At 64.7% G+C, this 24,402-nt stretch carries 22 protein-coding genes, 1 tRNA gene and 1 pseudogene; 11 read left to right on the top strand and 13 right to left on the bottom strand.

Annotated features, from left to right (window positions below; translation table 11 throughout):
* Window positions 1–141 precede the first annotated feature (141 nt).
* The 3 genes from MA07_RS06720 (at window position 142) to MA07_RS06710 (ending at window position 3,166) form a co-directional block, all read left to right on the top strand.
* The gene (locus MA07_RS06720) at window positions 142–1,263 is read left to right on the top strand and encodes a DUF2865 domain-containing protein (RefSeq protein ID WP_036348368.1); all 1,122 of its coding nucleotides are present in this window, start codon (window positions 142–144) and stop codon (window positions 1,261–1,263) included.
* A 173-nt stretch (window positions 1,264–1,436) separates the two neighbouring features.
* Window positions 1,437–2,408 carry an ABC transporter ATP-binding protein gene (locus MA07_RS06715; protein ID WP_200879332.1) on the top strand — a complete coding sequence of 324 codons (972 nt, stop codon included), beginning with the start codon at window positions 1,437–1,439 and terminating at the stop codon, window positions 2,406–2,408.
* Window positions 2,405–3,166 (top strand): ABC transporter permease, encoded by a 762-nt coding sequence (locus tag MA07_RS06710; RefSeq protein WP_036348361.1) that lies wholly within the window; start codon window positions 2,405–2,407, stop codon window positions 3,164–3,166. Before MA07_RS06715 ends, MA07_RS06710 begins: the two co-directional genes overlap by 4 nt.
* 15 nt (window positions 3,167–3,181) lie before the next feature.
* Here the strand turns inward: MA07_RS06710 and MA07_RS06705 are convergent, their stop codons facing one another.
* The 5 genes from MA07_RS06705 to gor all read right to left on the bottom strand — a co-directional run bounded on the left by MA07_RS06705 (window position 3,182) and on the right by gor (window position 10,151).
* Window positions 3,182–3,652: a GNAT family N-acetyltransferase gene (locus MA07_RS06705; RefSeq protein ID WP_036348358.1), complete on the bottom strand. Its 471-nt coding sequence runs from the start codon at window positions 3,650–3,652 to the stop codon at window positions 3,182–3,184.
* Window positions 3,653–3,731: 79 nt separating this feature from the next.
* Window positions 3,732–5,072: a glutamate--tRNA ligase gene (gene gltX, locus MA07_RS06700; RefSeq protein WP_036348354.1), complete on the bottom strand. Its 1,341-nt coding sequence runs from the start codon at window positions 5,070–5,072 to the stop codon at window positions 3,732–3,734.
* A 57-nt stretch (window positions 5,073–5,129) separates the two neighbouring features.
* On the bottom strand, window positions 5,130–6,863 hold the full coding sequence (locus MA07_RS06695) for an NAD+ synthase (protein ID WP_052002897.1): 1,734 nt from the start codon (window positions 6,861–6,863) through the stop codon (window positions 5,130–5,132).
* A gap of 387 nt (window positions 6,864–7,250) precedes the next feature.
* Entirely contained in the window at window positions 7,251–8,636 is a 1,386-nt protein-coding gene (locus MA07_RS06690) for a 3-deoxy-7-phosphoheptulonate synthase class II (RefSeq protein WP_036348351.1), read from the bottom strand.
* Between the two features lie 129 nt (window positions 8,637–8,765).
* The gene (gene gor / locus MA07_RS06685; protein WP_036348348.1) at window positions 8,766–10,151 is read right to left on the bottom strand and encodes a glutathione-disulfide reductase; all 1,386 of its coding nucleotides are present in this window, start codon (window positions 10,149–10,151) and stop codon (window positions 8,766–8,768) included.
* A 227-nt stretch (window positions 10,152–10,378) separates the two neighbouring features.
* Here gor and MA07_RS06680 point away from each other — a divergent pair, with 227 nt between their 5' ends.
* From MA07_RS06680 to MA07_RS06670, 3 genes are all read left to right on the top strand, one after another.
* Window positions 10,379–11,350 (top strand): tripartite tricarboxylate transporter substrate-binding protein, encoded by a 972-nt coding sequence (locus MA07_RS06680; protein WP_036348345.1) that lies wholly within the window; start codon window positions 10,379–10,381, stop codon window positions 11,348–11,350.
* 71 nt (window positions 11,351–11,421) lie between these two features.
* On the top strand, window positions 11,422–11,895 hold the full coding sequence (locus MA07_RS06675) for a tripartite tricarboxylate transporter TctB family protein (protein WP_036348342.1): 474 nt from the start codon (window positions 11,422–11,424) through the stop codon (window positions 11,893–11,895).
* A 7-nt stretch (window positions 11,896–11,902) separates the two neighbouring features.
* A complete protein-coding gene (locus MA07_RS06670; RefSeq protein WP_036348339.1) occupies window positions 11,903–13,402 on the top strand; it encodes a tripartite tricarboxylate transporter permease in 1,500 nt (499 codons plus the stop codon).
* 102 nt (window positions 13,403–13,504) lie between these two features.
* On the opposite strand, the gene MA07_RS06665 is transcribed toward MA07_RS06670, so the two are convergent.
* The 5 genes from MA07_RS06665 to MA07_RS06645 all read right to left on the bottom strand — a co-directional run bounded on the left by MA07_RS06665 (window position 13,505) and on the right by MA07_RS06645 (window position 18,014).
* Window positions 13,505–14,986, bottom strand: a complete 1,482-nt coding sequence (locus tag MA07_RS06665; protein ID WP_036348336.1) for a PAS domain-containing methyl-accepting chemotaxis protein — start codon at window positions 14,984–14,986, stop codon at window positions 13,505–13,507.
* Window positions 14,987–15,185: 199 nt separating this feature from the next.
* Window positions 15,186–15,992, bottom strand: a complete 807-nt coding sequence (locus MA07_RS06660; RefSeq protein ID WP_152568757.1) for a GAF domain-containing protein — start codon at window positions 15,990–15,992, stop codon at window positions 15,186–15,188.
* Window positions 15,993–16,206: 214 nt separating this feature from the next.
* On the bottom strand, window positions 16,207–16,707 hold the full coding sequence (locus MA07_RS06655; RefSeq protein ID WP_036348333.1) for a DUF2059 domain-containing protein: 501 nt from the start codon (window positions 16,705–16,707) through the stop codon (window positions 16,207–16,209).
* A 29-nt stretch (window positions 16,708–16,736) separates the two neighbouring features.
* Window positions 16,737–17,432 carry a ribose-5-phosphate isomerase RpiA gene (rpiA, locus tag MA07_RS06650; protein ID WP_036348330.1) on the bottom strand — a complete coding sequence of 232 codons (696 nt, stop codon included), beginning with the start codon at window positions 17,430–17,432 and terminating at the stop codon, window positions 16,737–16,739.
* A 126-nt stretch (window positions 17,433–17,558) separates the two neighbouring features.
* Window positions 17,559–18,014: a hypothetical protein gene (locus MA07_RS06645; RefSeq protein ID WP_036348327.1), complete on the bottom strand. Its 456-nt coding sequence runs from the start codon at window positions 18,012–18,014 to the stop codon at window positions 17,559–17,561.
* 90 nt (window positions 18,015–18,104) lie between these two features.
* Between MA07_RS06645 and MA07_RS06640 the strand changes: the two genes are divergently transcribed.
* Window positions 18,105–18,806 (top strand): HAD family hydrolase, encoded by a 702-nt coding sequence (locus MA07_RS06640; protein WP_036348324.1) that lies wholly within the window; start codon window positions 18,105–18,107, stop codon window positions 18,804–18,806.
* Window positions 18,807–18,975: 169 nt separating this feature from the next.
* Here the strand turns inward: MA07_RS06640 and MA07_RS06635 are convergent.
* Window positions 18,976–19,050 (bottom strand) — tRNA-Val (locus MA07_RS06635).
* A 246-nt stretch (window positions 19,051–19,296) separates the two neighbouring features.
* On the opposite strand from MA07_RS06635, the gene MA07_RS06630 reads away from it, so the two are divergent.
* Window positions 19,297–19,881: a L,D-transpeptidase gene (locus MA07_RS06630; protein WP_036348321.1), complete on the top strand. Its 585-nt coding sequence runs from the start codon at window positions 19,297–19,299 to the stop codon at window positions 19,879–19,881.
* A gap of 60 nt (window positions 19,882–19,941) precedes the next feature.
* Here MA07_RS06630 and MA07_RS06625 read toward each other — a convergent pair whose 3' ends face one another.
* Window positions 19,942–20,310 carry a DUF971 domain-containing protein gene (locus MA07_RS06625; RefSeq protein WP_036348318.1) on the bottom strand — a complete coding sequence of 123 codons (369 nt, stop codon included), beginning with the start codon at window positions 20,308–20,310 and terminating at the stop codon, window positions 19,942–19,944.
* An 89-nt stretch (window positions 20,311–20,399) separates the two neighbouring features.
* On the opposite strand from MA07_RS06625, the gene moaA reads away from it, so the two are divergent.
* The 3 genes from moaA to MA07_RS06610 all read left to right on the top strand — a co-directional run bounded on the left by moaA (window position 20,400) and on the right by MA07_RS06610 (window position 23,265).
* Complete coding sequence (moaA, locus tag MA07_RS06620) at window positions 20,400–21,437, top strand: GTP 3',8-cyclase MoaA (protein WP_036348586.1); 1,038 nt, start codon at window positions 20,400–20,402, stop codon at window positions 21,435–21,437.
* 100 nt (window positions 21,438–21,537) lie between these two features.
* Entirely contained in the window at window positions 21,538–22,338 is an 801-nt protein-coding gene (locus MA07_RS06615) for a transporter substrate-binding domain-containing protein (RefSeq protein ID WP_160195397.1), read from the top strand.
* Window positions 22,339–22,398: 60 nt separating this feature from the next.
* Entirely contained in the window at window positions 22,399–23,265 is an 867-nt protein-coding gene (locus MA07_RS06610) for an NAD(P)-dependent oxidoreductase (protein ID WP_036348315.1), read from the top strand.
* A 69-nt stretch (window positions 23,266–23,334) separates the two neighbouring features.
* On the opposite strand, the pseudogene MA07_RS30020 reads toward MA07_RS06610, so the two are convergent.
* Window positions 23,335–24,402, bottom strand: a pseudogene (locus MA07_RS30020) (hypothetical protein); the annotation flags it as partial.

The raw sequence follows: 24,402 nt of genomic DNA, 5'->3' as shown, positions 1-24,402 counted from the left end.
CGGGAGTCGCTCTTGCGGGAAAGCTAGACAGCTTCTCTTGGAGCGGGCAAGGCGTTAATCACAATAGGGTCAAATTCGGGCGTCACATGACGAGCCAACCCGGCATATGATGCCCAACGGACCGGTTCTGCGATCAGCTTCATGACAAAGACATCTTTTCTCCGCTCCATCATCGCCCTGACGGCCTTTCTGGCTGCCGGACAGACGGCGTTCGCCCAGTCCGCGCAGTGCCAGCGCTTCCAGGCCGAACTGGCTTCCCTGGAGCGCAGCGGCGGCAGTGCGCCGACCGGCCAGATGCGCGCGCAGAGGGCGGAGATCAACCGGCTCGTCACCTACTACCGCAATATCGGCTGCGAGCGCGGCCCTCTCGGCTTCCTGTCCGGTCCTGCCCCGGCCGAGTGCGGCTCCATCGCCACGCAGGTCCGCCAGCTTGAGGCCGGCTATGCCCGCCTTGCTGCACAGGGAGCCGACCAGGCGGAGATCGAAGCCCGGCGCCGGCAGCTCCAGGCTGCGGTGCAGCAGACCTGCTCGACGGAGCCCCGCGGCTTCTTCGAATCGCTCTTCGGGGCCCCGCGCCAACAGCAGCAGCAACAGGTCATGCCCGAGGGCCAGCCGATCATTGCCGATGACGGGCCGCGCTCTCTCGGCGGTGGCCGCCTGATCTGCGTGAAGACCTGCGACGGGTCCTTCTTCCCGCTGACCACCCCGCCGGGCGGCGGCCAGAGCGCCAACGAGATGTGCCAGGCCCTCTGCCCCGGCACCGAGACTACGGCTTTCGCCTATCCGGGGGGCGACAACGGCCTCAGCCGGGCAGCCTCGCTCTCCGGCAACCAGCCCTACACGTCCCTGGCGAACGCCTTCAAGTTCCGCAAGAGCTTCGATGAGAGCTGCGCCTGCAAGAAGCCCGATGAGAGCTGGGCGGTGGTCCTGCGCAAGGCCGAAAGCATGCTCGAGCAGCGCAAGGGCGACCTGATCGTCACGGCCGAGAAGGCGGAGGAACTGTCGCGCCCCAAGGTGCAGGCCGCCCGCAAGGCCGCCGACAAGAAGGCCGAAGAGGAGGCCAAGGAGGCCGCCGAGATCGCCGCCGCCGCGCCGACTGCGAGCAAGGAATCGGCCGGTATCGGCCCGCAGTCGATCGAGAACAGCACCATCGTCCGCCAGGGCGAGGGCGCGAAGCGCGAGGTCGCCTCGGGCAATGGTCAGAAGAAGACCGTCCGGGTGATCGCGCCTGACGTGATTCCGGTTCCGAACGTTCAGAACTGATCGTTCTGAGCCAAGCACAGCCTGTCATTCCCGGCGAGCGCAGCGGAGGGGAAGGGAATCCACTTGCACGCTCAGCGCTATGGATCCCCTTCCCTCGCTCCGCTCGCCGGGGATGACAGTGGCGGTCAAGCGTCTCCATTCCGCGCCGCGTCCCGCCATGCTATCACCCCGGCATGAAACCGCTCGATTCCCTGCAGATGCCCCGGCCCACGGGAGCATCGAACCCGATCATCACCGTCACGGGCCTGACCAAGACCTATGCCTCGGGCTTCCAGGCCTTGAAGAAGGTCGATTTGGAAATCCGGAAGGGCGAGATCTTCGCGCTCTTAGGTCCCAACGGCGCCGGCAAGACGACGCTCATCAGCATCATCTGCGGCATCGTCAATCCGAGCACCGGAACCGTCGTCGCGGACGGCCATGACATCATCCGGGATTTCCGGCCCGCCCGCACCAAGATCGGGCTCGTGCCGCAGGAGCTCACCACAGACGCGTTCGAGAGCGTGTGGGCGACGGTGACGTTCAGCCGAGGCCTCTTCGGCAAGCCGCCGAACCCGGCCTATCTGGAGAAGATCCTGAAGGACCTCTCCCTGTGGGAGAAGCGCGACAGCAAGATCATGACCCTGTCGGGCGGCATGAAGCGCCGGGTGATGATCGCCAAGGCCCTGTCGCACGAGCCCACGATCCTGTTCCTCGACGAGCCCACCGCCGGCGTCGACGTGGAGCTGCGGCGGGACATGTGGGAGATGGTCCGCGGTCTCAGGGAGAACGGCGTCACCATTATCCTGACCACCCACTATATCGAGGAGGCCGAGGAGATGGCCGACCGGATCGGGGTGATCAACAAGGGCGAGATCGTCTTGGTCGAGGACAAGCATGTTCTCATGCAGAAGCTGGGCAAGAAGCAGCTCACCCTGCACCTGCAGAACCCGCTCGCGAGCCTGCCGCCCGAACTGCAGTCGGAGAACCTCCAGCTCTCCGCAGACGGCGCCGAGCTCGTCTATACCTTCGATACGCAAAGCCAGGAGACCGGCATCGCGGGCCTCCTGCGCCGTCTGAACGAGCACGGCATCGACTTCAAGGATCTGCAGACCTCCGAGTCGTCGCTGGAGGAAATTTTCGTCAGCCTGGTGCGGGGGCGCGCATGAACTTCTACGGTATCAAGGCCATCTATCTTTTCGAGATGGCGCGCACCTGGCGCACGATCATGCAGAGCATCGCCTCGCCCGTGCTGTCGACCTCGCTCTACTTCATCGTGTTCGGCTCGGCCATCGGCTCGCGGATGGCCAGCATCGAAGGCGTGAGCTACGGGGCCTTCATCGTGCCGGGGCTGATCATGCTCTCGATCCTCACCGAGAGCATCTCGAATGCCTCCTTCGGCATCTATATGCCGAAATTCACCGGCACCATCTATGAGGTCCTGTCGGCGCCGATCTCGGCGGTTGAGACGGTGATCGGCTATGTGGGGGCGGCAGCCACCAAGTCGATCATCATCGGCACGATCATCCTGGTCACGGCGCGGCTCTTCGTGGATTTCTCCATCGAGCATCCTGTCTGGATGATCGCCTTCCTGGTGCTGACCTCCGTCACCTTCAGCCTGTTCGGCTTCATCATCGGCATCTGGGCCGACAGCTTCCAGAAGCTGCAGATCGTGCCCCTGATGATCGTGACGCCGCTCGCCTTTCTCGGCGGCAGCTTCTATTCGATCAACATGCTGCCGCCGTTCTGGCAGACCATCGCCCTGTTCAACCCGGTGGTCTATCTGGTGAGCGGCTTCCGCTGGAGCTTCTACGGCGTCGCCGATGTGGGCGTGGGCATCAGCCTCGGCATGACGCTGGTCTTCATGCTGATCTGCCTTGCCGCCATCGGATGGATCTTCCGGACGGGCTACAGGATCAAGGCGTAAGGTGCGCGGCCTCCCTCATGAAGACGGCGTGTCGACCAGTTCCTTCTTCATGAAAACGCGGCGAAACCCATCCTGCTCGGACCGGTCGTATTCCGTCCATCCGAGCTTGCCGTAGATCACGAGGTTCTCGTGCATGAGCTCGTTCGTGTAGAGCCGCATCTCCCGAAAACCGCGCTGCCGGGCCTGCGCTTCCGCGTGGGCCAGGAGTTTGGCCCCAAGCCCCCGCCCCTGATGGGCAGGCGAGACGGCCACGTTGCTGAGAAGGAGATGATCGGTCGCGGATTTGAGGATGATCAGGCCGACCACATCCCGATCGAGCTCGAGAACCCAGACGTCGCCCTCGTCGACAAGGCGTCCATAATCGCACGTCATCGGGGCGGGCGGCTTGCCGATCCGGTCGATGTACGGGCTGTAGGCGCTCCGGACCAAGGCCTCGATCGCCGGAACGTCATTGGGACCGGCAGCCCGCAGGTTTAAGTCGGACATGGGTTCGTACCTTACGGCTCAGCGCCGAGATGGTTGCAAACCGCCACGACAGACCGAGACAGTCCACCTATCCTATGTCTTAAGCTGCCTGCCCGGCCAACCGCGCTTTTGCCCGCTCCGGCCCGATCAGCGGCAGCAACACTGCCAGTTCGGGACCGTGGTCGAGCCCGGTCAACGCGAGGCGAAGGGGCATGAACAACGCCTTGCCCTTCATGCCTGTGGCGGCTTTCACCGCTTCCGTCCAGGCCTTCCAGGTGGTGGCATCCCAAGGAGCCTCCGGCAGAACGCCGGTGGCCGCCGCGATGAAGGGCTTGTCCTCGATGACCGGCGTCACGGGACCGCGAACGACCTTGGCCCATTCCGCCGCATCCCGAACCTTCGTCAGGTTGCCGCGCACTGCATTCCAGAACGCCTCGCCCTCGTCCGCCCCGAGCTGCGCCAGACGCTCGCGGGCGATCTCATAGGGCATCTCGTGAATGAGGCGGGCGTTCAGGTGCTCCAGCTCGCTCTCGTCGAACTTCGCCGGCGCGCGGGAGATGTGGGAGAAGTCGATCAACTTGGCGAGTTCGATGAGATCGGCAACGGGCCGCACAGCCTCGGCCGAACCGACCAGCACCGCCAGGGAAGCGACGGCCTGCGGCTCGAGACCGGCATCGCGCAGGCCCTTCACCGACAGGTGACCGAGACGCTTCGACAGCCCCTCGCCGCTCGCCGTGATCAGCAGGCTGTGGTGGGCAAAGATGGGAGAGGCGGCGCCCAGAGCCTCGAAGATCTGGATCTGCACCGCCGTGTTGGTCACGTGATCCTCGCCCCGGATCACATGGGTGATCCTGAGGTCGATGTCGTCCACCACCGATGGCAGGGTGTAGAGATAGGTACCGTCCTCGCGCACCAGCACCGGGTCCGACAGCGAGCTGCAATCCACGTGGCAGGGGCCTCGCACGAGATCGTCCCAAGCGACGTTCGTCGGCTCCAGACGGAAGCGCCAATGGGGCTTCCGTCCCTCCTCTGCGAGCTTGGCGCGATCCTCGTCCGTGAGCTTCAAGGCCGCCCGGTCGTAGATCGGCGGCAGGCCGCGGGCGAGCTGGCGCTTGCGGCGGAATTCCAGCTCTTCCTGCGTCTCGTAGCAGGGGTAAAGGCGCCCGGCCTCCTTCAGCCGTTCAGCCGCCGCATCGTAGAGCGCGAACCGCTCCGACTGACGCACGATCACGTCGGGCGCGATGCCGAGCCAGTTCAAATCCGTCTCGATGGACTCGGCGTATTCCTGCTTCGACCGCGCCAGGTCCGTGTCGTCGAAGCGCAGGATGAAGGTGCCGCCCTCGCGCCGGGCATAGAGCGCGTTGAGCAGGGCCACGCGGGTGTTGCCGATATGGATGTGCCCGGTCGGAGACGGGGCGAAGCGAACGATGGGCTTGGACATGCCCAACCCTATGGCGAAGGGAGCCCGGCGGCGCAAGGGGTGCCGCACGGGGAAAGCTCAAACATCCATCGAACCGGTGCGCGGCTTGCCCATGGCGCGTTCGAGAGCTTCGTCCTTCTGGTGCGCTGCCAGCCCCTGGTCGCGGTAGCGGTTGACGATGGGATAGCGGCGGTCGCGCCCGAAATTCTTGCGCGTGACCTTCACGCCGGGAGCCGCCTGCCGGCGCTTGTACTCGGCGATGTAGAGCAGGCGTTCCACCTTCTTCACGACCTCCAGGTCATAGCCCTTCGCCACGATCTCGGAGACCCGCAGCTCCTGCTCCACGAGGCCGCGCAGGATCTCGTCGAGATCCTCATAAGGCGGCAGCGAATCCTGGTCTTTCTGGTTCTCTCGCAGCTCCGCAGTGGGCGCCTTCGTGAGGATGTTCTCGGGAATGACGATGCCGTCCGGGCCCAGGGCGCCTTTCGGCTTCCAGCGGTTGCGCAGGGCCGAGATGCGGTAGACCTCCATCTTGTAGAGGTCCTTGATCGGGTTGTAGCCGCCGTTCATGTCGCCATAAATCGTGGCATAGCCGACCGACATCTCCGACTTGTTGCCGGTGGTCAGCACCATGGACCCAAACTTGTTCGAGATCGCCATCAGGATCGTGCCGCGGGCACGGCTCTGGAGGTTCTCCTCCGTGATGTCCCGCTCCCGGCCTGCGAACAGAGGCTGCAACGCGGCTTCAAAACCCTCCACGGGCTCGGCGATCGGCAGGATGTCGTAGCGCACGCCGAGCGCCTTGGCACAGTCCTCGGCGTCCTTCAGGGATTCGCCCGACGTGTAGCGGTAGGGCAGCATCACGCAGTGAACCCGGTCGGGCCCCAGGGCATCCACCGCCATGGCGGCGCAGATGGCGGAATCGATGCCACCGGACAGGCCCAGCACCACGCCGGGGAAGCGGTTCTTCTCCACGTAATCACGCAGGCCCAGCACGCAGGCGGCGTAATCGGCCTCCTCGCCCTCCTCCACGGTCACCACCGGAGCGTCCCGGCAGACCCAGCCCTCCTCGCCCTTCTCCCAGGTGGTGAGCGCGATGATCTCCTCATTGGCCGGCAGCTGGCAGGCGAGCGAGCAATCCGCGTTGAGCACGAAGGAGGCGCCGTCGAAGACGAGTTCGTCTTGGCCGCCGACCTGGTTGAGATAGACGAGCGGCAATCCGCTCTCGGTCACGCGGGCAGCGGCGATGTTGAACCGCTCCTCCGTCTTCCCGCGCCAATAGGGCGAGCCGTTGGGCACGAGCAGCATCTCGGCCCCGGTCTCGGCGAGGCACTCGACCACGTCCCCGCTCCAGATGTCCTCGCAGATCGGAAGGCCGAGACGGATGCCGCGGAAATTGACCGGTCCCGGCAGGGGTCCGGCCTCGAAATTTCGCTTCTCGTCGAAGACGCCGTAATTGGGCAGGTCGACCTTGAAGCGCACGGAGACCGCGCCGCCGTCGAGGAGCGCATAGGCGTTGTAGAGAAGCCCCTCCTCCCGCCACGGCAGGCCGATGAGCATGCCGGGCCCGCCATCGGCCGTCTCGCGGGCGAGCCGCTCGAGCGCCGCCCGGCAGGTGTCCTGGAAGGCAGGCTTCAGCACGAGGTCCTCGGCGGGATAGCCCGCGAGGAACTGCTCGGCGAACATCACGATGTCGGCCCCCATCCGGGCCGCCTCGGCGCGGGCTTGGCGCGCCTTCTCTTCGTTGCCGGCCACATCGCCGACGATGGGGTTGAGCTGCGCGAGCGCGATCTTGAGAATGTTCTGAGCCATGGCACCTGCAGATTTAGCGCGCAGCCGGGTGCGCAGCAATGCAACGAGCAAAGCTTTCCCACGGCGGTTCAACGCGCGCGGTGCCGTGCCGATCCGCCATTTTGTATTAGCTCCGCTAGGACGCTTATGGGCAGCATCCGCGCCTTGTGCAAAGCTCAAGCTTTGTGGGAACCCGCAACAGTCCAGTTCGTTATTTCTACACGAAACACTGGGAGACTGACATGTTGAAAGGCGGCCTGCTTTGGCTCATCGGCATTCCTCTGCCGATCATCCTTATCCTCTTCTTCATGGGCTGGCTGAGCTAAGCTCAAATACTTGTAGAGTAGCGTACGCGTAAAAGAAAAAGGGGCGCTCGAGGCGCCCCTTTTTCTTAAACCATCCAGCCGTTCATTCCGCCGCCAGGGCGGTCGGCTGTTCCCTTGACTGGCGCTCGCGCTTGATCAATTCCGAGGTCAGGAACGCGATTTCCAGCGCCTGCTCCGCGTTGAGGCGCGGATCGCAATAGGTGTGGTAGCGGTCGGAGAGGTCCGCATCCGTGAGCGCGCGGGCGCCACCGGTGCATTCCGTCACGTTCTTGCCGGTCATCTCCAGATGGATGCCGCCCGCATGGGTTCCTTCCGCCTGATGGATGGCGAAGAAGTCCTGTACCTCGCTCATGACCTGCTCGAACGGCCGGGTCTTGTAGCCCGAGCCCGCCTTGATCGTATTGCCGTGCATGGGATCGCAGGACCACACCACCGTGCGCCCTTCCCGCTCGACCGCGCGGATCAGGCCCGGCAGATGATCGCCCACCTTGCCTGCACCGAAGCGGCAGATCAGGGTCAGGCGGCCAGCCTCGTCCTCAGGGTTGAGGGTGTCGATGAGCCTGAGCAATCCGTCCGCCGAAAGCGACGGGCCGCATTTGAGGCCAATCGGGTTCTTGATGCCGCGCATGTATTCGATATGGGCGTGGTCCGGCTGGCGCGTGCGGTCGCCGATCCAGAGCATGTGGCCGGAGGTGGCGTACCAGTCGCCGGTCGTGGAATCGACCCGGGTCATGGCCTCCTCGTAGCCGAGCAGCAGCGCCTCGTGGCTGGTGTAGAAATCCGTCGAGCGCATCTCGGGATGAGTCTCGGGGTCGATCCCGATGGCCCGCATGAAGTTGATGCTCTCGGTGATGCGCTCGGCCAGCTCACTGTAACGCGAGGATTGCGGCGAGTCCTTCACGAAACCGAGCATCCAGCGATGGGCGTTCTCGAGATTGGCGTAGCCGCCGGTGGCGAAGGCGCGGATCAGGTTCAGGGTCGCGGCCGACTGGCGATAGGCCATGAGCTGGCGGCGCGGATCGGGCGTGCGGGCTTCCGGCGTGAAGGCGATGTCGCTGATGATGTCGCCCCGGTAGCTCGGAAGCTCGACACCATCGATGACCTCCGTGCCCGAGGAGCGCGGCTTGGCGAACTGACCGGCCACGCGGCCGACCTTCACCACGGGCGAGCCGCCCGCGTAGGTGAGCACCACGGCCATCTGGAGGAACAGGCGGAAGAAGTCACGGATGTTGTCGGCCGAATGCTCGGCGAAGCTCTCGGCGCAGTCGCCGCCCTGGAGCAGGAAAGCCTCGCCCTTGGCGACCTTGGCCAGGGTCTTCTTCAGCTTGCGGGCCTCGCCTGCGAAGACGAGCGGGGGAAAGCCGGCGAGCTGCTGCTCGACGCCTTCAAGGGCCTCAGGGTCCGGATAGGCTGGAACCTGCTGGATCGGCTTGTTTCTCCAGCTGTCGGGCGTCCACCGCTCGGTCATGACACTTACCCCCGTGTCCTTTCTTCAATGCTCAATGTGCGCCGCAACAAGCGGCATGAAACGGCACCTATACACGACATAAATAAAAAGGCGAGTGCAGAGGCACTCAGCTCCGGTGCGACGATTCCGTCACCCCACTGCCTCCGGCTTCTTCACCACCACAGGCGTGCGCATGGTCACGAGCTCCTCCGCTGCGGTCGGATGAACCGCCACGGTGCGGTCGAAATCAGCCTTGGTAGCCCCCATGGTGACGGCGACGCCGGCAAGCTGGATCATCTCGCCGGCGTCATGACCCATGATGTGGACGCCCACGACCTTGTCGGTGGCCTTGTCGACGATCAGCTTCATGAAAACACGTTCCTTGCCGCCCGAAAGCGTCGCCTTCATGGGCCGGAAGGCGGTCTTGTAGACGTCGATCTCGCCGTAGATCGCCCGGGCGGCGGCCTCGCCGCAGCCGATGACGCCGATCTCCGGCGTGGAGAAGACGGCGGTCGGGATCAGGTCGTGATCGACCATCGTGGGCTTGTTGCCGAAAATCGTATCGGCGAAGGCATGGCCCTCGCGGATGGCGATGGGGGTGAGGTTCGCCCGGTTGGTGACGTCACCCACTGCATAGATCGAGGGAATGAGAGTCTGGGAATAGGCATCTACCGGAATCGCCCCCACCTCGTCGACGGTGATCCCTGCATTCTCCAGACCAAGCCCCTTGGTATTGGGACGCCGCCCGGTGGCGACGAGAACCTGATCGACCATGAGGGTCGAACCATCGGACAGGATCGCGGCAATGCCCTCCCCGGTCTTCTCCAGGCTCGTCAGGGTCCGGCCCAGGGCCAGGTTGATGCCCCGCCCGGCATAGGCTTCGCCCAAGGCTGAGCGCACATCATCGTCGAAGCCGCGCAGGAGCTTGTCGCCCCGGTGCAGGAGCGTGACCTCGCTGCCGAGACCGGCGAAAACACCAGCAAATTCAACGGCAATGTAGCCGCCGCCGACGACCAGGATGCGCTTTGGCTGGGTCTCCAGGTGGAACACCTCATTGGACGTGATGCCGAGTTCGCCGCCAGGGATGACCGGCTCCAGGGTCGGGTGGGCGCCCACCGCCACAAGGATATAGCGGGCGCGGATCCGCGCGCCGGTCTTGAGCACATGGACTGTATGCGCATCCTCGATCACCGCCCTGCTGTCGACGATCTCGACGCCGGCCTTCTCCAGGTTCGTCCGGTAGATGCCCTCCAGCCGGTCGATCTCCCTGTCCTTGTTGCGGATCAGGGTCGCCCAGTCGAAGCGCGTCTCCCCGACGCTCCAGCCGAACCCTTGTGCTTCATGGAACTCCTCGGCGAAGCGGCTCGCATAGACCATCAGCTTCTTGGGCACGCAGCCACGGATCACGCAGGTCCCGCCGACCCGGTATTCCTCCGCCAGCATGACCTTCGCGCCGTAACCGGCGGCGATCCGGGCTGCACGCACGCCGCCCGATCCGCCTCCGATGACGAAGAGATCAACATCGAATGAGGTCATGGCGCGGTCTCCGCTCAAATTCCGGTTCAACATTCATATAGGGACGTTTGCCGGCCGGCACCGCCCGACAGCCCTGCTCCGAGCACATGGCTGTCCCCTTGCGATGGTGTTCTTACGCCAAGGTTCAACAGCGATAAAGAAGCAAGCGCTTGCCGCTCCCCCGTTCCCTCTTTAGGTTCTGCCGCAGGACGCTCTCACCCAACGTCAGCGTCGACGGAGGAAACCAGATGACCCAGTTTCGCAGAGGCCTTTGGCGTAGCGCACTCGCTGCCGCAGCCGTGGCCGGATTCGTGACATCGGCAGCAGCCCAGATGGAGCTCAAGATCATGGCTCCCGCAGCGCCGGGCGGCGGCTGGGACCAGACGGCCCGCTCCATGCAGCAGGCCCTGACCCAATCGGGCATCGCCAAGAGCGCGCAGGTCACAAACGTTCCGGGCGCCGGCGGCTCCATCGGCATCGCTCAGCTCGTGAACAATTCCAAGGGTGACGGCAACCAGCTCATGGTCATGGGCTATGTCATGGTGGGCGCGCTGCTGACCAACAAGTCGCCCGTCACCCTCGATCAGACCACGCCCATCGCCCGCCTGACAGCGGAGTACGAGGCCATCGTCGTCCCGGCCGATTCCCCAATCAAGACCGCCAAGGAACTGGCGGACGCCCTCAAGGCCGATCCGGCCAAGGTGACGTGGGCCGGCGGCTCGGCCGGCGGCGTCGACCATATAGCAGCGGCGCTGTTCGCCAAGGCGGCGGGCGCCGACCCGACAAAGATCAACTACATTCCCTTCTCCGGCGGCGGTGAGGCCCTGGCGGCCATCCTCGGCGGCAAGGTCACGGCCGGCATCTCCGGCTACGGCGAGTTCGAGAGCCAGATCAAGGCCGGCAAGCTGCGCCTGATCGGCCTCACCACCCCGGCCGACAAAGCCACGGCCGACAAGCCGTCGATCAAGGCGCAGGGTGTCGACATCGAGATCGCCAACTGGCGCGCGGTGGTTGCACCTCCCGGCATCTCTGCCGACCAGAAGAAGGCCCTGACGGACGCCATGGACAAGATGGCCAAGTCCAGCGAATGGCAGGAAATCCTCAAGACGAAGGGCTGGGAAGATGCCTATGTCTCGGGCGATGCCTTCGCCAAGATCCTGGCCGACGAGCAGGCCCGCACGAAGGAAGTCCTGACCTCGGTCGGGCTGGTGAAGTCCTAAGCTCAAGCCTAGAATGATCTCCGGAGCGCCGCGTTGATGAAGCGCGGCGCTTCTTTTTTGCAGGAAATGCCATGACCTCATCTCCCCAGCGGCGCATCGACGTGGCGGGCCTCGTCATCGCCGTCATTCTTCTTGTCCTGGCCGGTGTCGTCTGGTGGGACATGAGCAAGCTTCAAATCCTGTCCCCCTACGACCTCGGCCCGAAGGTCATGCCCATCATCGTCTCGGGCGGCCTTACGCTGCTCGCCATCGGCAATGCCATCGGCGCCCTGCGCGGCGACCTTCCGGCCCGTGAGAGCCTGGACTGGAAACCGATCATCCTGATCCTCGGGGGGCTTGCCTGCCTGATCGCCCTCATCGCCTTCGGCGGCGGCTTCATGATCGGCACGGCCCTGCTGTTTGCGGCCACGTCCACGGCCTTCGGGCGACGGGCCTTCGTCACCGATTTCGTCATCGGCGCGGTGATTGCCGTCTTCGTCTACCTGCTCTTCGCCAAGCTCCTGACCCTGTCCCTTCCGGCAGGGCCGCTTGAACGCCTATTCTGAGGCCGCCATGGAAGCTTTCACCTCCCTCGCCGGCGGCCTTGCCGTCGCGATCCAGCCGGCGAACCTCCTGTTCGCCCTCATCGGCGTTCTCCTCGGCACCGCCGTCGGTGTGCTGCCCGGCATCGGTCCGGCACTCACCGTGGCGCTGCTCCTGCCGATCACCTTCAAGCTCGATCCGGCGGGATCGATCATCATGTTCGCCGGCATCTATTACGGCGGCATGTATGGCGGTTCGACCACGGCCATCCTGATCAACACGCCGGGCGAAAGCGCCTCCATGGCCACCGCCCTCGAAGGCAACCTGATGGCCAAGGCCGGGCGCGGCGGTCCTGCGCTCGCCACCTCGGCCATCGGCTCCTTCGTGGCGGGCACCATCGCGACGTTGGGCCTCACGCTGCTCGCCCCGTACCTGGTGGAAATCGCCGTCAGCTTCGGGCCGGAGGATTACTTCGCCCTGATGGTCGTGGCCTTTGTCACCGTCTCGGCCACGTTCGGCGATTCACCCGTGCGCGGCCTCACCAGCCTGTTCATCGGGCTGCTGCTCGGGCTGGTGGGCATCGACATCCTGTCCGGCCAATCCCGCCTGAGCTTCGGCGTGCCTGAACTTTACGACAACATCGAGGTCACGACCCTGGCGGTGGGCCTCTTTGCCGTGGGCGAGGCGCTCTATGTCGCCTCCCGCCGCCACGTCCATGAGGAGAAGCTCGAAGCCGTGCGCGGCTCGCTCTGGATGACCAAGGAGGACTGGAAGCGCTCCTGGAAGCCCTGGTTGCGCGGCACCATGTTCGGCTTTCCCATCGGCGCCCTCCCGGCAGGCGGCGCGGAGATCCCGACATTCCTGTCCTATGCCACCGAACGGCGCCTGACGAAGCACCCTGAGGATTTCGGCCGGGGCGCCATCGAGGGCGTCGCCGGGCCTGAGGCCGCCAACAACGCGTCTGCGGCGGGAACGCTCGTGCCTTTGCTGACGCTCGGCCTGCCGACCTCCGCCACGGCCGCCATGCTGCTCGCCGGCTTCCAGCAATACGGCCTCAATCCCGGCCCCCTGCTGTTCGCCGATCAGCCGAACCTCGTCTGGGGTCTCATCGCTAGCCTGTTCATCGCCAATGGCATGCTGCTGGTGCTGAACCTGCCGCTGGTCGGTCTGTGGGTCAGGCTGCTCATGATCCCTCAGCCCTGGCTCTACGCCGGCATCCTGGTCTTCGCCACCATGGGCACCATCGCGGCCAACCCGTCGCCGGTGGAACTCGTCATGCTGACGGTCTTCGGCATCCTCGGCTTCCTGATGCGGCGCTTCGACTTCCCAATCGCCCCGGTCGTGGTCGGCCTGATTCTGGGGCCGATCGCCGAAAGCCAGCTTCGACGGGCGCTGTCGATCAGCCTGGGCGATCCGATGACGCTTCTGCAGAGTCCGATCTCTGCGACGCTCCTCGCCATCGCGCTGCTCGCCCTCGTCCTGCCCTTCTTCCTCAAGGGACTGGGACGGTTCAAGGCGGTGGAGGACTAGGGCCCCGCGACCAATCGAACAACAACAAAGGCGCCTTCCATCGAGGCGCCTTTATCTTGTCAGGACTGCGAGAGTTCATGCCTGTCACACCTCACACGGTCGTCAGCCGATCGATGCGGAAGCCTCGCGGACCTTCAGGGTGGCGGTGCTCACCAGATCCGCGGAGCGAGCGATCTCGTTCATGCTGACGCTGATTGAGGAGACGCTGCGCGAGGCTCCCTGCATGTTGGACGACATCTCCTGCGTCACGGCCGATTGCTCCTCCACGGCAGCAGAGATTGCAACCGAGATCTCGTTGAGCCTCTGAACAGTCGAGGTGATGGCCTCGATTGCCGTCACGACCTGCTGCGTTGCCGCTTGCGTCTGTGCGATCTGTCCACTGATCTCTTCCGTCGCTCTCGCCGTCTGCGTGGCCAGGCTCTTGACCTCGGAGGCCACCACCGCGAAACCACGGCCTGCCTCGCCCGCCCTCGCCGCCTCGATGGTGGCATTCAGCGCGAGAAGATTGGTCTTGGACGCAATGCTGTCGATGAGCGTGACGATTTCGCCGATCTTCTGCGCCGAAGCCGAAAGCCCCGACACGATTGCATTCGTCTGCCTGCCCTGCTCGACCGCTTCGGTGGAAATGGAAAGCGCGTGATTGACCTGCTGTCCGATCTCGTTGACGGATGCTGCAAGCTCCTCCGCTCCGGCCGCAACCGCCTGCACGTTCTGCGAGGTCTCGCCTGACGCGCTGGCTGCCCCTTCGGCTTGGTCCGTGACGCCGGCAATCGCCTTTGTGATCTCGATGAGTTCAGCGGCAATCGATTTCTGGATCTCGGCGCGCCGGATACGTTCATGCACCTGCGCCGTGATGTCGGTAGCGAACTTGATGGCCTTGTAGGGACGCCCCGCCATGTCGAGGATCGGGTTGTAGGAGGCCTGGATCCAGATCTCCCGTCCGCCCTTGCCGATGCGCTTGTACTCGGCCGATTGGTACTCGCCTCGCGCGAGGGCTGCCCAGAAATCCCGGTAGTCCTGGCTGTTGCGATGGTCGGGCTCGACGAACAGGCTGTGGTGCCGGCCTTGGATCTCGTCAAGGCCGTAGCCCATCGTGCTGAGGAAGTTCTCGTTGGCAGTCAGGATGGTGCCGTCGAGCTTGAAGGCGATGACCGCCTGGGAGCGGTCGATGGCTTTGATCTGCCCTTCGAAGTCCGCAGCCTGAAGCCTCTGCTCAGTCGTATCCGTGGCGAACTTCACTACCTTGTAGGGCTTGCCGCTCCGGTCGAGTACGGGATTGTAGGACGCCTGGATCCAGACCTCCTTCCCGCCCTTGCCAAAGCGCCGATACTCGGCCGTCTGCGCTTCACCCCGGTTCAGAGCGGCCCAGAATTCGCGGTAATGCGCACTGGCCTGCTCGGCAGGGTTCACGAACAGGCTGTGATGCCGCCCCTGGATCTCCTCCAGCCGGTATCCCATCGTGTCGAGGAAGTTCTCGTTAGCGGTCAAGATGGTGCCATCGAGCTTGAACTCGATAATGGCCTGAGACCGGTCCAAGGCCTCCAGCTTGTCCGACATCTCGCCGCTTGTCCGAAACATAAACATCAACCGCCCCCAAGGCTTGCCATTTCGCGCGTCTTGGCACCGCTCTTCAGGGAAATGCGGAGGACGCTCTCGATCGGGCCGGAGCAATGCCCGGACCTGAACTGGCGCCAATTTGGCCATCAACTCCTAACGGCTCATTAAGGGGAGCGGCGGCGGCGCAGAGAAACCGCCCGTTTCGGTCTGGTAAAAATGCAAATCGCTATTTGCATTTTAAGTCGATGCTCAACCCGACCTTTGCGTCAGCCGAAGCTGTGAACTCAACGCCATGGGTTTCCATGGCCCGCCTGATGGCATCGATACTCGCCTTCCGCACAGTATCACTGCCGTGAGCCTCGATGCGCTTGATCGTTGTTGCTGAGATGCCCGAGGCATCGGCGAGCTCACGCACGGACCAGTTGAGCAAGGCTCGTCCGGCGCGGATCTGCTCGCTCGTGAGGGCTGCGGCTAGGTCGAACGCGAGAGGCGTTGCGGCCGCGGGCGCTGACTCCGAGTTCACGTGGGCCAGCCCAGCCCGTTCAAGATGATGGAGCCACAACTCATCGACGACGAGCCGTCCCAGGCCGGCGAGAACAGCCGCCTGATCCGGGTGGAACTCGCGCGGCTCGGTGTCGATCACGCACAAGGACCCGAGCCGTATTCCAGGCTCAGTCGTCAGGGGCGCGCCGGCATAGAACCGAATACCCGGCTCGCCTGCCACGTAAGGATTGGCCGCGAGGGTCCGGTCTGCCTTTGCATCGGGCACGACAAACACCTCGTCATGCATGATCGTATACTGGCAGAAGGAGTGCTCGCGCGCCGTGACCGTGATGTCGGGGATCCCGACGGTCGACTTGAGCCATTGCTGCGTGTCGTCAAGGAAGGTCACGGCAGCGATGGGAACATTGAACAGCTGCTGGGCCACACGACAGATGCGGTCGAGGGAGGGAGACGCCGGAGCGTCGATGATGTCGAGCCGCCGGAGGGCTGCGAGGCGCTCCACTTCGTTCGGGGGAAAAAGATTTGCCATGAAAAGGCCCCTAGCCCCGCCTTGAAGCAGGACGGTGGCATGATCGGCGAAGGCCCTGTGATCGTCCAGCAGGGTCACCCCTGACCGTCGACCGATGAACCCTGCGTCTCGCACCTCAATCCATGTTGTATAGATCCTGAGGTTCAGCCTCGAAACGCGAAGGCCCAGTCGCCCGAGCCTTCGCTAGACCCAAAATGAATAAGGCGTTCGCGCCTTACTGCAGTTGGTGCCCGCGCTTGCTCATTTCCTCGCGGGCGCGATCCATCACGAACTGAGCGGTCTGCTGCGTCCAGGTCGCGAGGTCCCGAACCACGTCGTCCAGAATGCCCGGTTGGGTCTCCACATACTTCTTGCCTGCCGGAGACTTATAGAAGTCGGAGATCGTCTTCAGCTCGGCCTCGGTCATCCGGCTGGCAAAAGCCCTGGCCGCGTTGTCGACCATCTTCTGCTTTTCCTTGTCGAGCTCGGGCCGGAGCATGACCACGACCTGATCAAGATCCTGTTTGATCTCCGGGCGGGTCACGTTCATCTGCTGCAGCTGATCGAGGAACGGCTCGACCATGGCATCGAACGAACGGGCCATGCCGGAGGTGAGGGCGACTTCGCGCGCGAGAGCCATGTGGCTGGCGCTCGGCTGGGTCTGGGCGAAAGCCGGGCTGGCGAGCATGAACAGCGCCACGGAGGTCGCGGCCAGTCGGGAGGCGTTACGGATCATAGTAGAGGCTCCAATCGTCATGGCTTTGGTCAGAGCTGACCGAGTTCGACGAGCCCGTCAGCGGTGGCGAGGATCGCGCCGGTGGCCAGGCCCAGGAAAAGACCGTGCTCCACGACGCCGGGGATGTTGTTCAGCGTCGAGGAAAGCACGTTCGGCTTGTCGATGCGCTCGAGATGCGCATCGAGAATGAAGTGGCCGCCATCCGTCACGTAGGGTGCGCCGTCGGCGGCGCGCCGGAGGCGCAACTCGCCGGTCATGGACAGGGAATCCAGCAGCCGGGCGATGGCGCGTTCCGTGGCCGTGAGGCCGAAGGGCATCACTTCGATGGGGAGCGGGAAGCGCCCGAGCTTCGTGACGAGCTTCGACCCGTCGGCTATGACGATCATGCGCTGGCTCGCGGAGGCGACGATCTTCTCCCGCAGCAGCGCGCCGCCGCCGCCCTTGATGAGGCGCAAGTCGTTGTCGAGCTCGTCGGCCCCGTCGACCGTCAGGTCGAGGTCCGGCGTTTCATCCAGAGTGGTCAGGGGAATGCCCTCGCGCTGAGCCTGCTCGCGGGTTGCCTCGGAGGTGGGCACGCCCACGACCTTCAGCCCGCCCCGGACGCGTTCGCCGATGGCCGCGACGAAATGCGCCGCGGTCGAGCCGGTGCCGAGCCCCAGCCTCATCCCGTCGGTGACGAGCTGGGCTGCCCTTTCGGCTGCTGCGCGCTTGAGAGTGTAGCTCACGGATATCCTCTGAGATCATGGAGGCGCCCGGCCGGAGGGCCGTATGACCCGCCTCTAGCACGCCGGAACGCCTGGAAGAAAGAACGTTTCGTGGATGAGCAGCCCCTGGCGACCCGTCAAAGGGTCTCAAGGCCGCTGCGGCGAGGCTCCCGTGCCGGTATTGACGCTGGGCGTGGCGACCGGAGCGGCGGCCGAGGAGGTCGCCGGCGACGGCGTGGTCTGCGGGGTGCACACCACCCGCTCGTCGAACACGTAGCAGATGCTCATCTGGCCGGTCCGGTAATTGACCCGGAACACGCCCCCTTCCCGCTCATGGCGGGAGGCGACGAGACCGTACTCGCCCGGAGCCTGGGGGCCGGCGCCCTCGCCCGCGCTGAAGCACAGGGTCACGCCGATTGTGCCCTCCTGGAGGCCATATTGGCAGGAGCTGACCTCGCCAGTGATCCGATCGATCCTATAAATACGGTTCAGGTCAGTCTGGGGAGCGGGAACGAAATCATAGGACGCAGCCAGGGCGTGGCCGGAAAAGCCTCCCAGCGCCAAGGCTGCAAAAATCAACGCCGCGGGACCAAAGGACCGCATTCAACACTCCATTCGGTAAGAACGAATCAACCTTAGGACCTTATCATCCCGATGCTTGATTCCCTTGCCCGCAGCAGGTAGCCGACCTTCATGGCCATTGATACCCCGCACAATGTCTCGCCCATCGCCGTCTTCGACCTCGATGGGACCCTGGCCGACACGGCCGGCGACCTCGTCGGAACCCTGAACGTGATCCTCGACCGGGAGGGATTGGCGCCCCTGCCCGTCCGGAAAGCGCGCGACATGATCGGCGCGGGCGCCCGCGCGTTGATCCAGCGCGGCTTCGAGGCGGCCGGCAAGGAGCTGACGCCGGATTACCTCGACGAGCTGTTCCGGCAGTTCATGGTCCATTACGGGGAGAACATCTGCGTCCGGACCCGACTCTATCCCGGCGTGGCAGAGGCTCTCGACCGGCTGGAAGAGGCAGGTTTCATCCTGGCGGTCTGCACCAACAAGGTCGAGGAGCACTCGGTGAAGCTCCTGCAGGAGCTTGGAATTGGCCATCGCTTCGCGGCCAATTGCGGCCGCGATACCTTCCGCTACTTCAAGCCGGACCCGCGCCACCTGACCCTGACCATCGAGCGGGCGGGCGGACATCCGAGCCGCGCCGTGATGATCGGCGACTCGCGCACGGATATCGTAACCGCAAAGAATGCCGGCATTCCGGTGGTTGCCGTGCCCTTCGGCTACACGGACGTGCCGGTCCAGAGACTGGAGCCGGACCTCGTCATCAAGCATTTCGACGAGCTGTTCCCCGCCATCCAGCGCCTCATGAGGCCGCTCGCGGCCTAAAGCATTGGACCTGAAAGCTGATTTGCACTTTGGGATCCACGCAATGCTCAATCCATAGCTTGCGCATCGTGTGGACCGGACCCTGATGGGCGCGTGACGCGCTCAAGCGCGAGCCATCACCCGCGCTTCGATGCACACAAATATGTGAAGCTTGCTGTCAGGAAGGAAATGGTGGGCGCGACAGGGATTGAACCTGTGACCCTTCGCGTGTGAAGCGAATGCTCTCCCGCTGAGCTACGCGCCCTGACAAGGGCCTTCTAAAGGCGCAGAACCCCCTGCGTCAAGCCAAAGAAGCGGCTAAGCCGGTAAGTATTTTGTTGCACGAATTGTGGCGCCTTGGCCTTAACCACTCGGTTACGACATGGCGGGATTGTGACAAATCGCACTAGGATTTTATATCAAATACCCTGATAATTCATGGATCCGAAGCGGGGCTGTTGCGTTGAGCAATCACGAACCCGCCATCAAACATGTTCAAACAGAGGCAATTATGGGACGCACTCTCGCTGCTCTCACAGGGTTTGCTTGCGCCTCCGTCGCGCTCGCGACACCGGCTGCGGCATTTACGGCTATCGATCCCCTCACCCGCCAGCCGCTCTACAGCGCTGAGGAAACGTACCGGGCGCAGGCTTCCGCCGTTCCGCGGCAGGTGGTTACCTTCAATGGCCGCTATGCGCCGGGCACGATCGTGGTCTCCACCAGCGAGCGCCGCCTGTGGTACGTGCTCGGCAACGGCCAAGCCGTCCAGTACGGCGTCGGCGTCGGCCGTCCGGGCTTCACCTGGGCTGGCACCCATTCCGTCACCATGAAGCGTGAGTGGCCGGACTGGCGTCCCCCGGCAGCCATGCTCAAGCGCCGTCCCGACCTGCCGCGTTACATGAAGGGCGGCCCCGATAACCCGCTCGGCGCCCGCGCCCTCTACATCGGCAGCACCATCTACCGGATCCACGGTTCGAACGAGCCCGAGACCATCGGCGAGGCCGTCTCCTCGGGCTGCATCCGCATGACCAACGAGGACGTCACGGACCTCTACAACCGCGCCAAGGTCGGCGCCCGGGTCGTGGTTCTTCGCTAAGAGATCACGATGGAAAGTAAGATGGCCGGGCGAGTCCCGGCCATTATCGTTTCTGGCTCCTCACCGCACCCGGTCCCGCGACAATCCCTTGGCGGCCAGTTCGTCGAGATAGGCCTGCCATTTCTCCCCCTGCTCGGCCCCGAGCCGGTAAAGATAATCCCAGCCGTAGATCCCGGTGTCGTGCAGGTCGTCGAAGACCAGCTTCACGGCATAGTTGCCCACCGGCTCCACGCCGATGATAGCCACCTCGCGCTTGCCCGGCACGGTCTTTCGCTCGGCAGGGCTGTGCCCCTGCACCTCGGCCGATGGGCTGGTCACCCGCAGATACTCGGCGGGCAGGTCAAAAGCCGTGCCGTCGTCGAAGGCGATATGCAGGCTGCGTTTGTCCTTTGACAGCCGAAGCTCCGTCGGCCAGCGCTCCGATGCCATGATCTCACCCTTTTCTCGGTTGCAATTGACGCTACGTGCTTGATGATAAGGTTCGAAGCAAGATTCCTGTGAGCGAGATCATTTCCACCATGAGGGCCACCCCGGCTCAGCTTGAGACGTCCGAGATCGGTCATTCTCTGATGGACCCGTTCGGCCGGGCCATCACGTACCTGCGCGTCTCGGTGACGGATCGCTGCGACTTCCGCTGCGTCTACTGCATGTCCGAGGACATGGCCTTCCTGCCCAAGCGCGACCTGCTGACCCTCGAGGAGTTCGACCGCATCTGCTCGGCCTTCGTGGCCAAGGGCGTGCGCAAGCTGCGGATCACCGGCGGCGAGCCCCTGGTGCGCCGGGACATCATGACCCTGTTCGGCTCCCTCTCCCGCCACTTGGATTCGGGAGCTCTCGACGAGCTGACGGTCACCACCAACGGCTCGCAGCTCGTCCGCCATGCGAAGGATCTCGCCGCCTGCGGCGTCAGGCGCATCAACGTCTCTCTCGACACCCTCGACCCGGACAAGTTCCGAGCCATCACCCGCTGGGGCGATCTCGCCAAGGTGCTGCACGGGATCGATGCCGCTCAGGCGGCCGGGCTGCAGGTCAAGATCAACGCCGTCGCGCTGAAAGACGTGAACGAGGACGAACTGGAAACCCTGCTCGAATGGGCGCATGGCCGCGGCATGGACCTGACCCTCATCGAGGTCATGCCGTTGGGGGAGATCGACGGCCAGCGCATCGACCAGTTCCTTCCCCTCTCCACGGTCCGCACCCGCCTGTCGGGGCGCTACACCCTGCAGGATCTCGACGACCGCACGGGCGGTCCGGCCCGGTATGTGCGGGTGAAGGAAACCGGCGGGCGGCTCGGCTTCATCACGCCGATGACCCACAATTTCTGCGAAAGCTGCAACCGGGTGCGGGTGACCTGCACCGGCCAGCTCTTCATGTGCCTCGGCCAGGAGGATGCCGCCGATCTCCGGGCGCCCGTGCGCGCCTCCGAGAGCAACGACCTGCTCGACCGCGTCATTGTCGATGCAATTGCCCGCAAGCCCAAGGGGCACGACTTCATCATCGACCGGCGCCACTCCCGCCCGGCGCTCAGCCGCCATATGAGCGTCACTGGCGGCTGATCGGCTTTTTACTGTCGTGAGGAAGTACTGAGACAGCCTGTCATTTGACTGTTCAGTATTTTCAAGAGATATCCAGACAGACAATCTGGGCTGGGCTGCCGTGAGCGTATTGGGGTTTGGACGAAGACTGGCGATTGCTGCCGGGCTGCTGCTCGGGCTGGGCGCGGGTCCATGCCTGTCGCAGGCACAAGCGCCCGCGCCGCAGCCGGTGATCCGCGTCGCCGTCGAGGGCGCCTATCCCCCTTTCAACTTCATCGAGGCCAACGACGAGCTGCAGGGCTTCGAGGTCGATCTGCTCAAGAGCCTGTGCGAGGTCATGGGGGTACGGTGCGAGCTCGTCCAGCAGGAATGGGACGGCCTCGTCCGCGGCCTGCTGGACCGGGAATACGATGCCATCATGTCGTCGGTGGAGATCACGGAACGGCGCAGGAAGCGGATCGCCTTCTCGGATCCCTATTACCGAATCCCGGCGATCTTCATCGGCTCGAAGGAGACGGCTCCCGGCGAGGTCTCGCCTGCTGCCCTCGCCGGGAAAACGATCGGCACGACGGACCGCAGCGACCATGAAACCTATCTGAGGGAGTTCTACAGGGACTCGCAGATCGAGGTCTATGCGAAGGCCGATGAGGCCAATCTCGACCTCCTGGTCGGACGTCTCGATGCGGTCTTCGGCGACAAGCGCCTGCTCAGCCGGTTTCTCGAATCCCGCGAGGGCAACTGCTGCCACGTCCTCGGCGACACGCCCAAGGATCCAGCCTACCGGCACCAATCCTACGGTGTCGGTCTGCGCAAGGAGGATGAGGCCCTCCGCGAGCAGTTCAACCGCGCCATCGCGGCGGTGCAGGCCAACGGCACCTATGACCGGATCCGGGCCAAATATTTTTCCTTCGATATCAAGTAGTGCGGTTTGACCCACGCCTCGTCTCTTCCTAGAACCGAAGAGCATTCAAGGGAGCGAACGATGGCGAAGGTTGCATTCCTCGGACTTGGCGTGATGGGCTACCCCATGGCGCGTCATCTCAAGGACAAGGGCCATGAGGTGACGGTCTACAACCGCACCGGCGCCAAGGCGGACAAGTGGGTGTCGGAGAACGGCGGACGCGCCGCCAAGACCCCGCGCGAGGCGGCCGAGGGCCAAGAGATCGTGTTCGCCTGCGTGGGCAACGACGACGACCTGCGCCAGGTGACGCTCGGGGACGACGGCGCCTTTCACGGCATGGGAAAAGGCACGATCTTCGTCGATCACACCACCGCCTCGGCGGAAGTGGCGCGCGAGCTTTATGCAGCCGCCCAGGAGAAGGGGTTCGCCTTCATCGACGCTCCGGTCTCGGGCGGCCAGGCGGGCGCGGAGAACGGCGTTCTCACCGTCATGTGCGGCGGCGATGCCGAGCCTTACGGAACGGCCGAGCCGGTGATCATGAGCTTTGCCCGCGCCTGCCGGCTCCTGGGCCCCACAGGCTCCGGCCAGCTCACCAAGATGATCAACCAGATCTGCATCGCCGGCCTCGTGCAGGGGCTGGCCGAGGGTATCCATTTCGGCAAGAAGGCCGGCCTTGACATCGAGGCGGTGCTCGAGGTGATCTCGAAGGGGGCGGCCGGCTCCTGGCAGATGGAGAACCGCGGCAAGACCATGAACCAGGGCAAGTTCGACTTCGGCTTCGCCGTCGACTGGATGCGCAAGGACCTGTCGATCGTCCTTGGCGAGGCACGCAAGAACGGCGCCAGTCTGCCGGTCACGGCCATCGTCGACCAGTTCTACGCAGAGGTCCAGAAGATGGGCGGCAACCGCTGGGACACATCGAGCCTGATCGCCCGGCTCGACAAGTAAGCCGCAGACCTATTTTCCTTCAAGACAGAACGCCGGAGCTCGAATGCTCCGGCGTTCTGCCGTCTCGGGTCAGCGTTCCTGCGGGCAGGGTCGCCCGGGCAGGCAGCGCTGGGCGCGGCCCTCGCCTCCCTGCCGCCGTGGCGCGTCGAAGGATGGCCGGTCGCGAGGAGGCCTCTCCATGTCCCGTCCCGGGCGGGGCTGGTCGAAGGCTCTCGGCGGCTCGCGGACAGCACGCTCGACGCGGGCGGGAGCCTCCATGCGGGGCATCGGCCTTGGCTCGAATGCGGGCGCCTCCAGCCGCTCGATCCGGCGTGGCGCGGGGCGTTCCTCGAAGAGCGGGCGGGCGCGCCTCTCGGCACGCTCAATCTCCCGGGGCGCGACGTCTCGGAACGGGCGATCAGGGCGCAGTTCCTCGCGCAGAGCAGGCCGTACCGGACGGGCGGGCCTCTCCTCGCGATCCGGCCTCTCCACCGCTTCGGGCCGTTCGAAGCGCCGACGGGGTGCTTCATCGCCGTCAGGACGGGGACGTCGCTCCTCGATCCGAGGCAGCCCGATCACCGGCGCCCGATCTGCTCTCTCCGGATCGGGCCTCCTGTCCGGCCGGTTGCGCGGATCCCGTCGCTCGGGTTCGCGCCCGGCTCTTTCTCGACCCAGGTCGGGACGCTCGATCTCGATCCGCGGCCGGTCCGGCCTCGGCCGGCGCGGCAGGATCTCCTCCGCATCGAGCCTCGGATCGCGCGGGCGCGCGGCACCGCGAACCGGAGCCTCAGGCCGGATGTCGCGCCCATCGCGACCCTGGTCGACGGAACGCGGGCCACGCTCCCGGTCGGGACGTTCACTTGGCTCCGCAGTCTCGGGCCGGTTCGGACGCGGGCGCTCCTGCTCGTCGCCGAGGAGCGGAATCGGACGCGAGGGAATGCGGCCGGGCCGCATGCGCGGAGGCTCGCCGGGACGAACATCCCTGCCCTCGCGAGGGGCTCTCGGATTGACCGAAACCGGGATCGGCTCGGGGGGCGCATCAAGACCGGGCTGCCGCGGCACGCGGGGCCGTTCGTCGCGCAGGTTACGGCGCGGCCGCGGCAGGGGCTCATCGAGGCGATCGAACACGTACGGAGCCCGCACGGGGATGGCGACCGG

Origin of the sequence: Microvirga sp. BSC39, assembly GCF_000739015.1 — a bacterium.
GTDB lineage: Bacteria > Pseudomonadota > Alphaproteobacteria > Rhizobiales > Beijerinckiaceae > Microvirga.
This window is presented reverse-complemented; position numbering and strand designations above follow the sequence as displayed.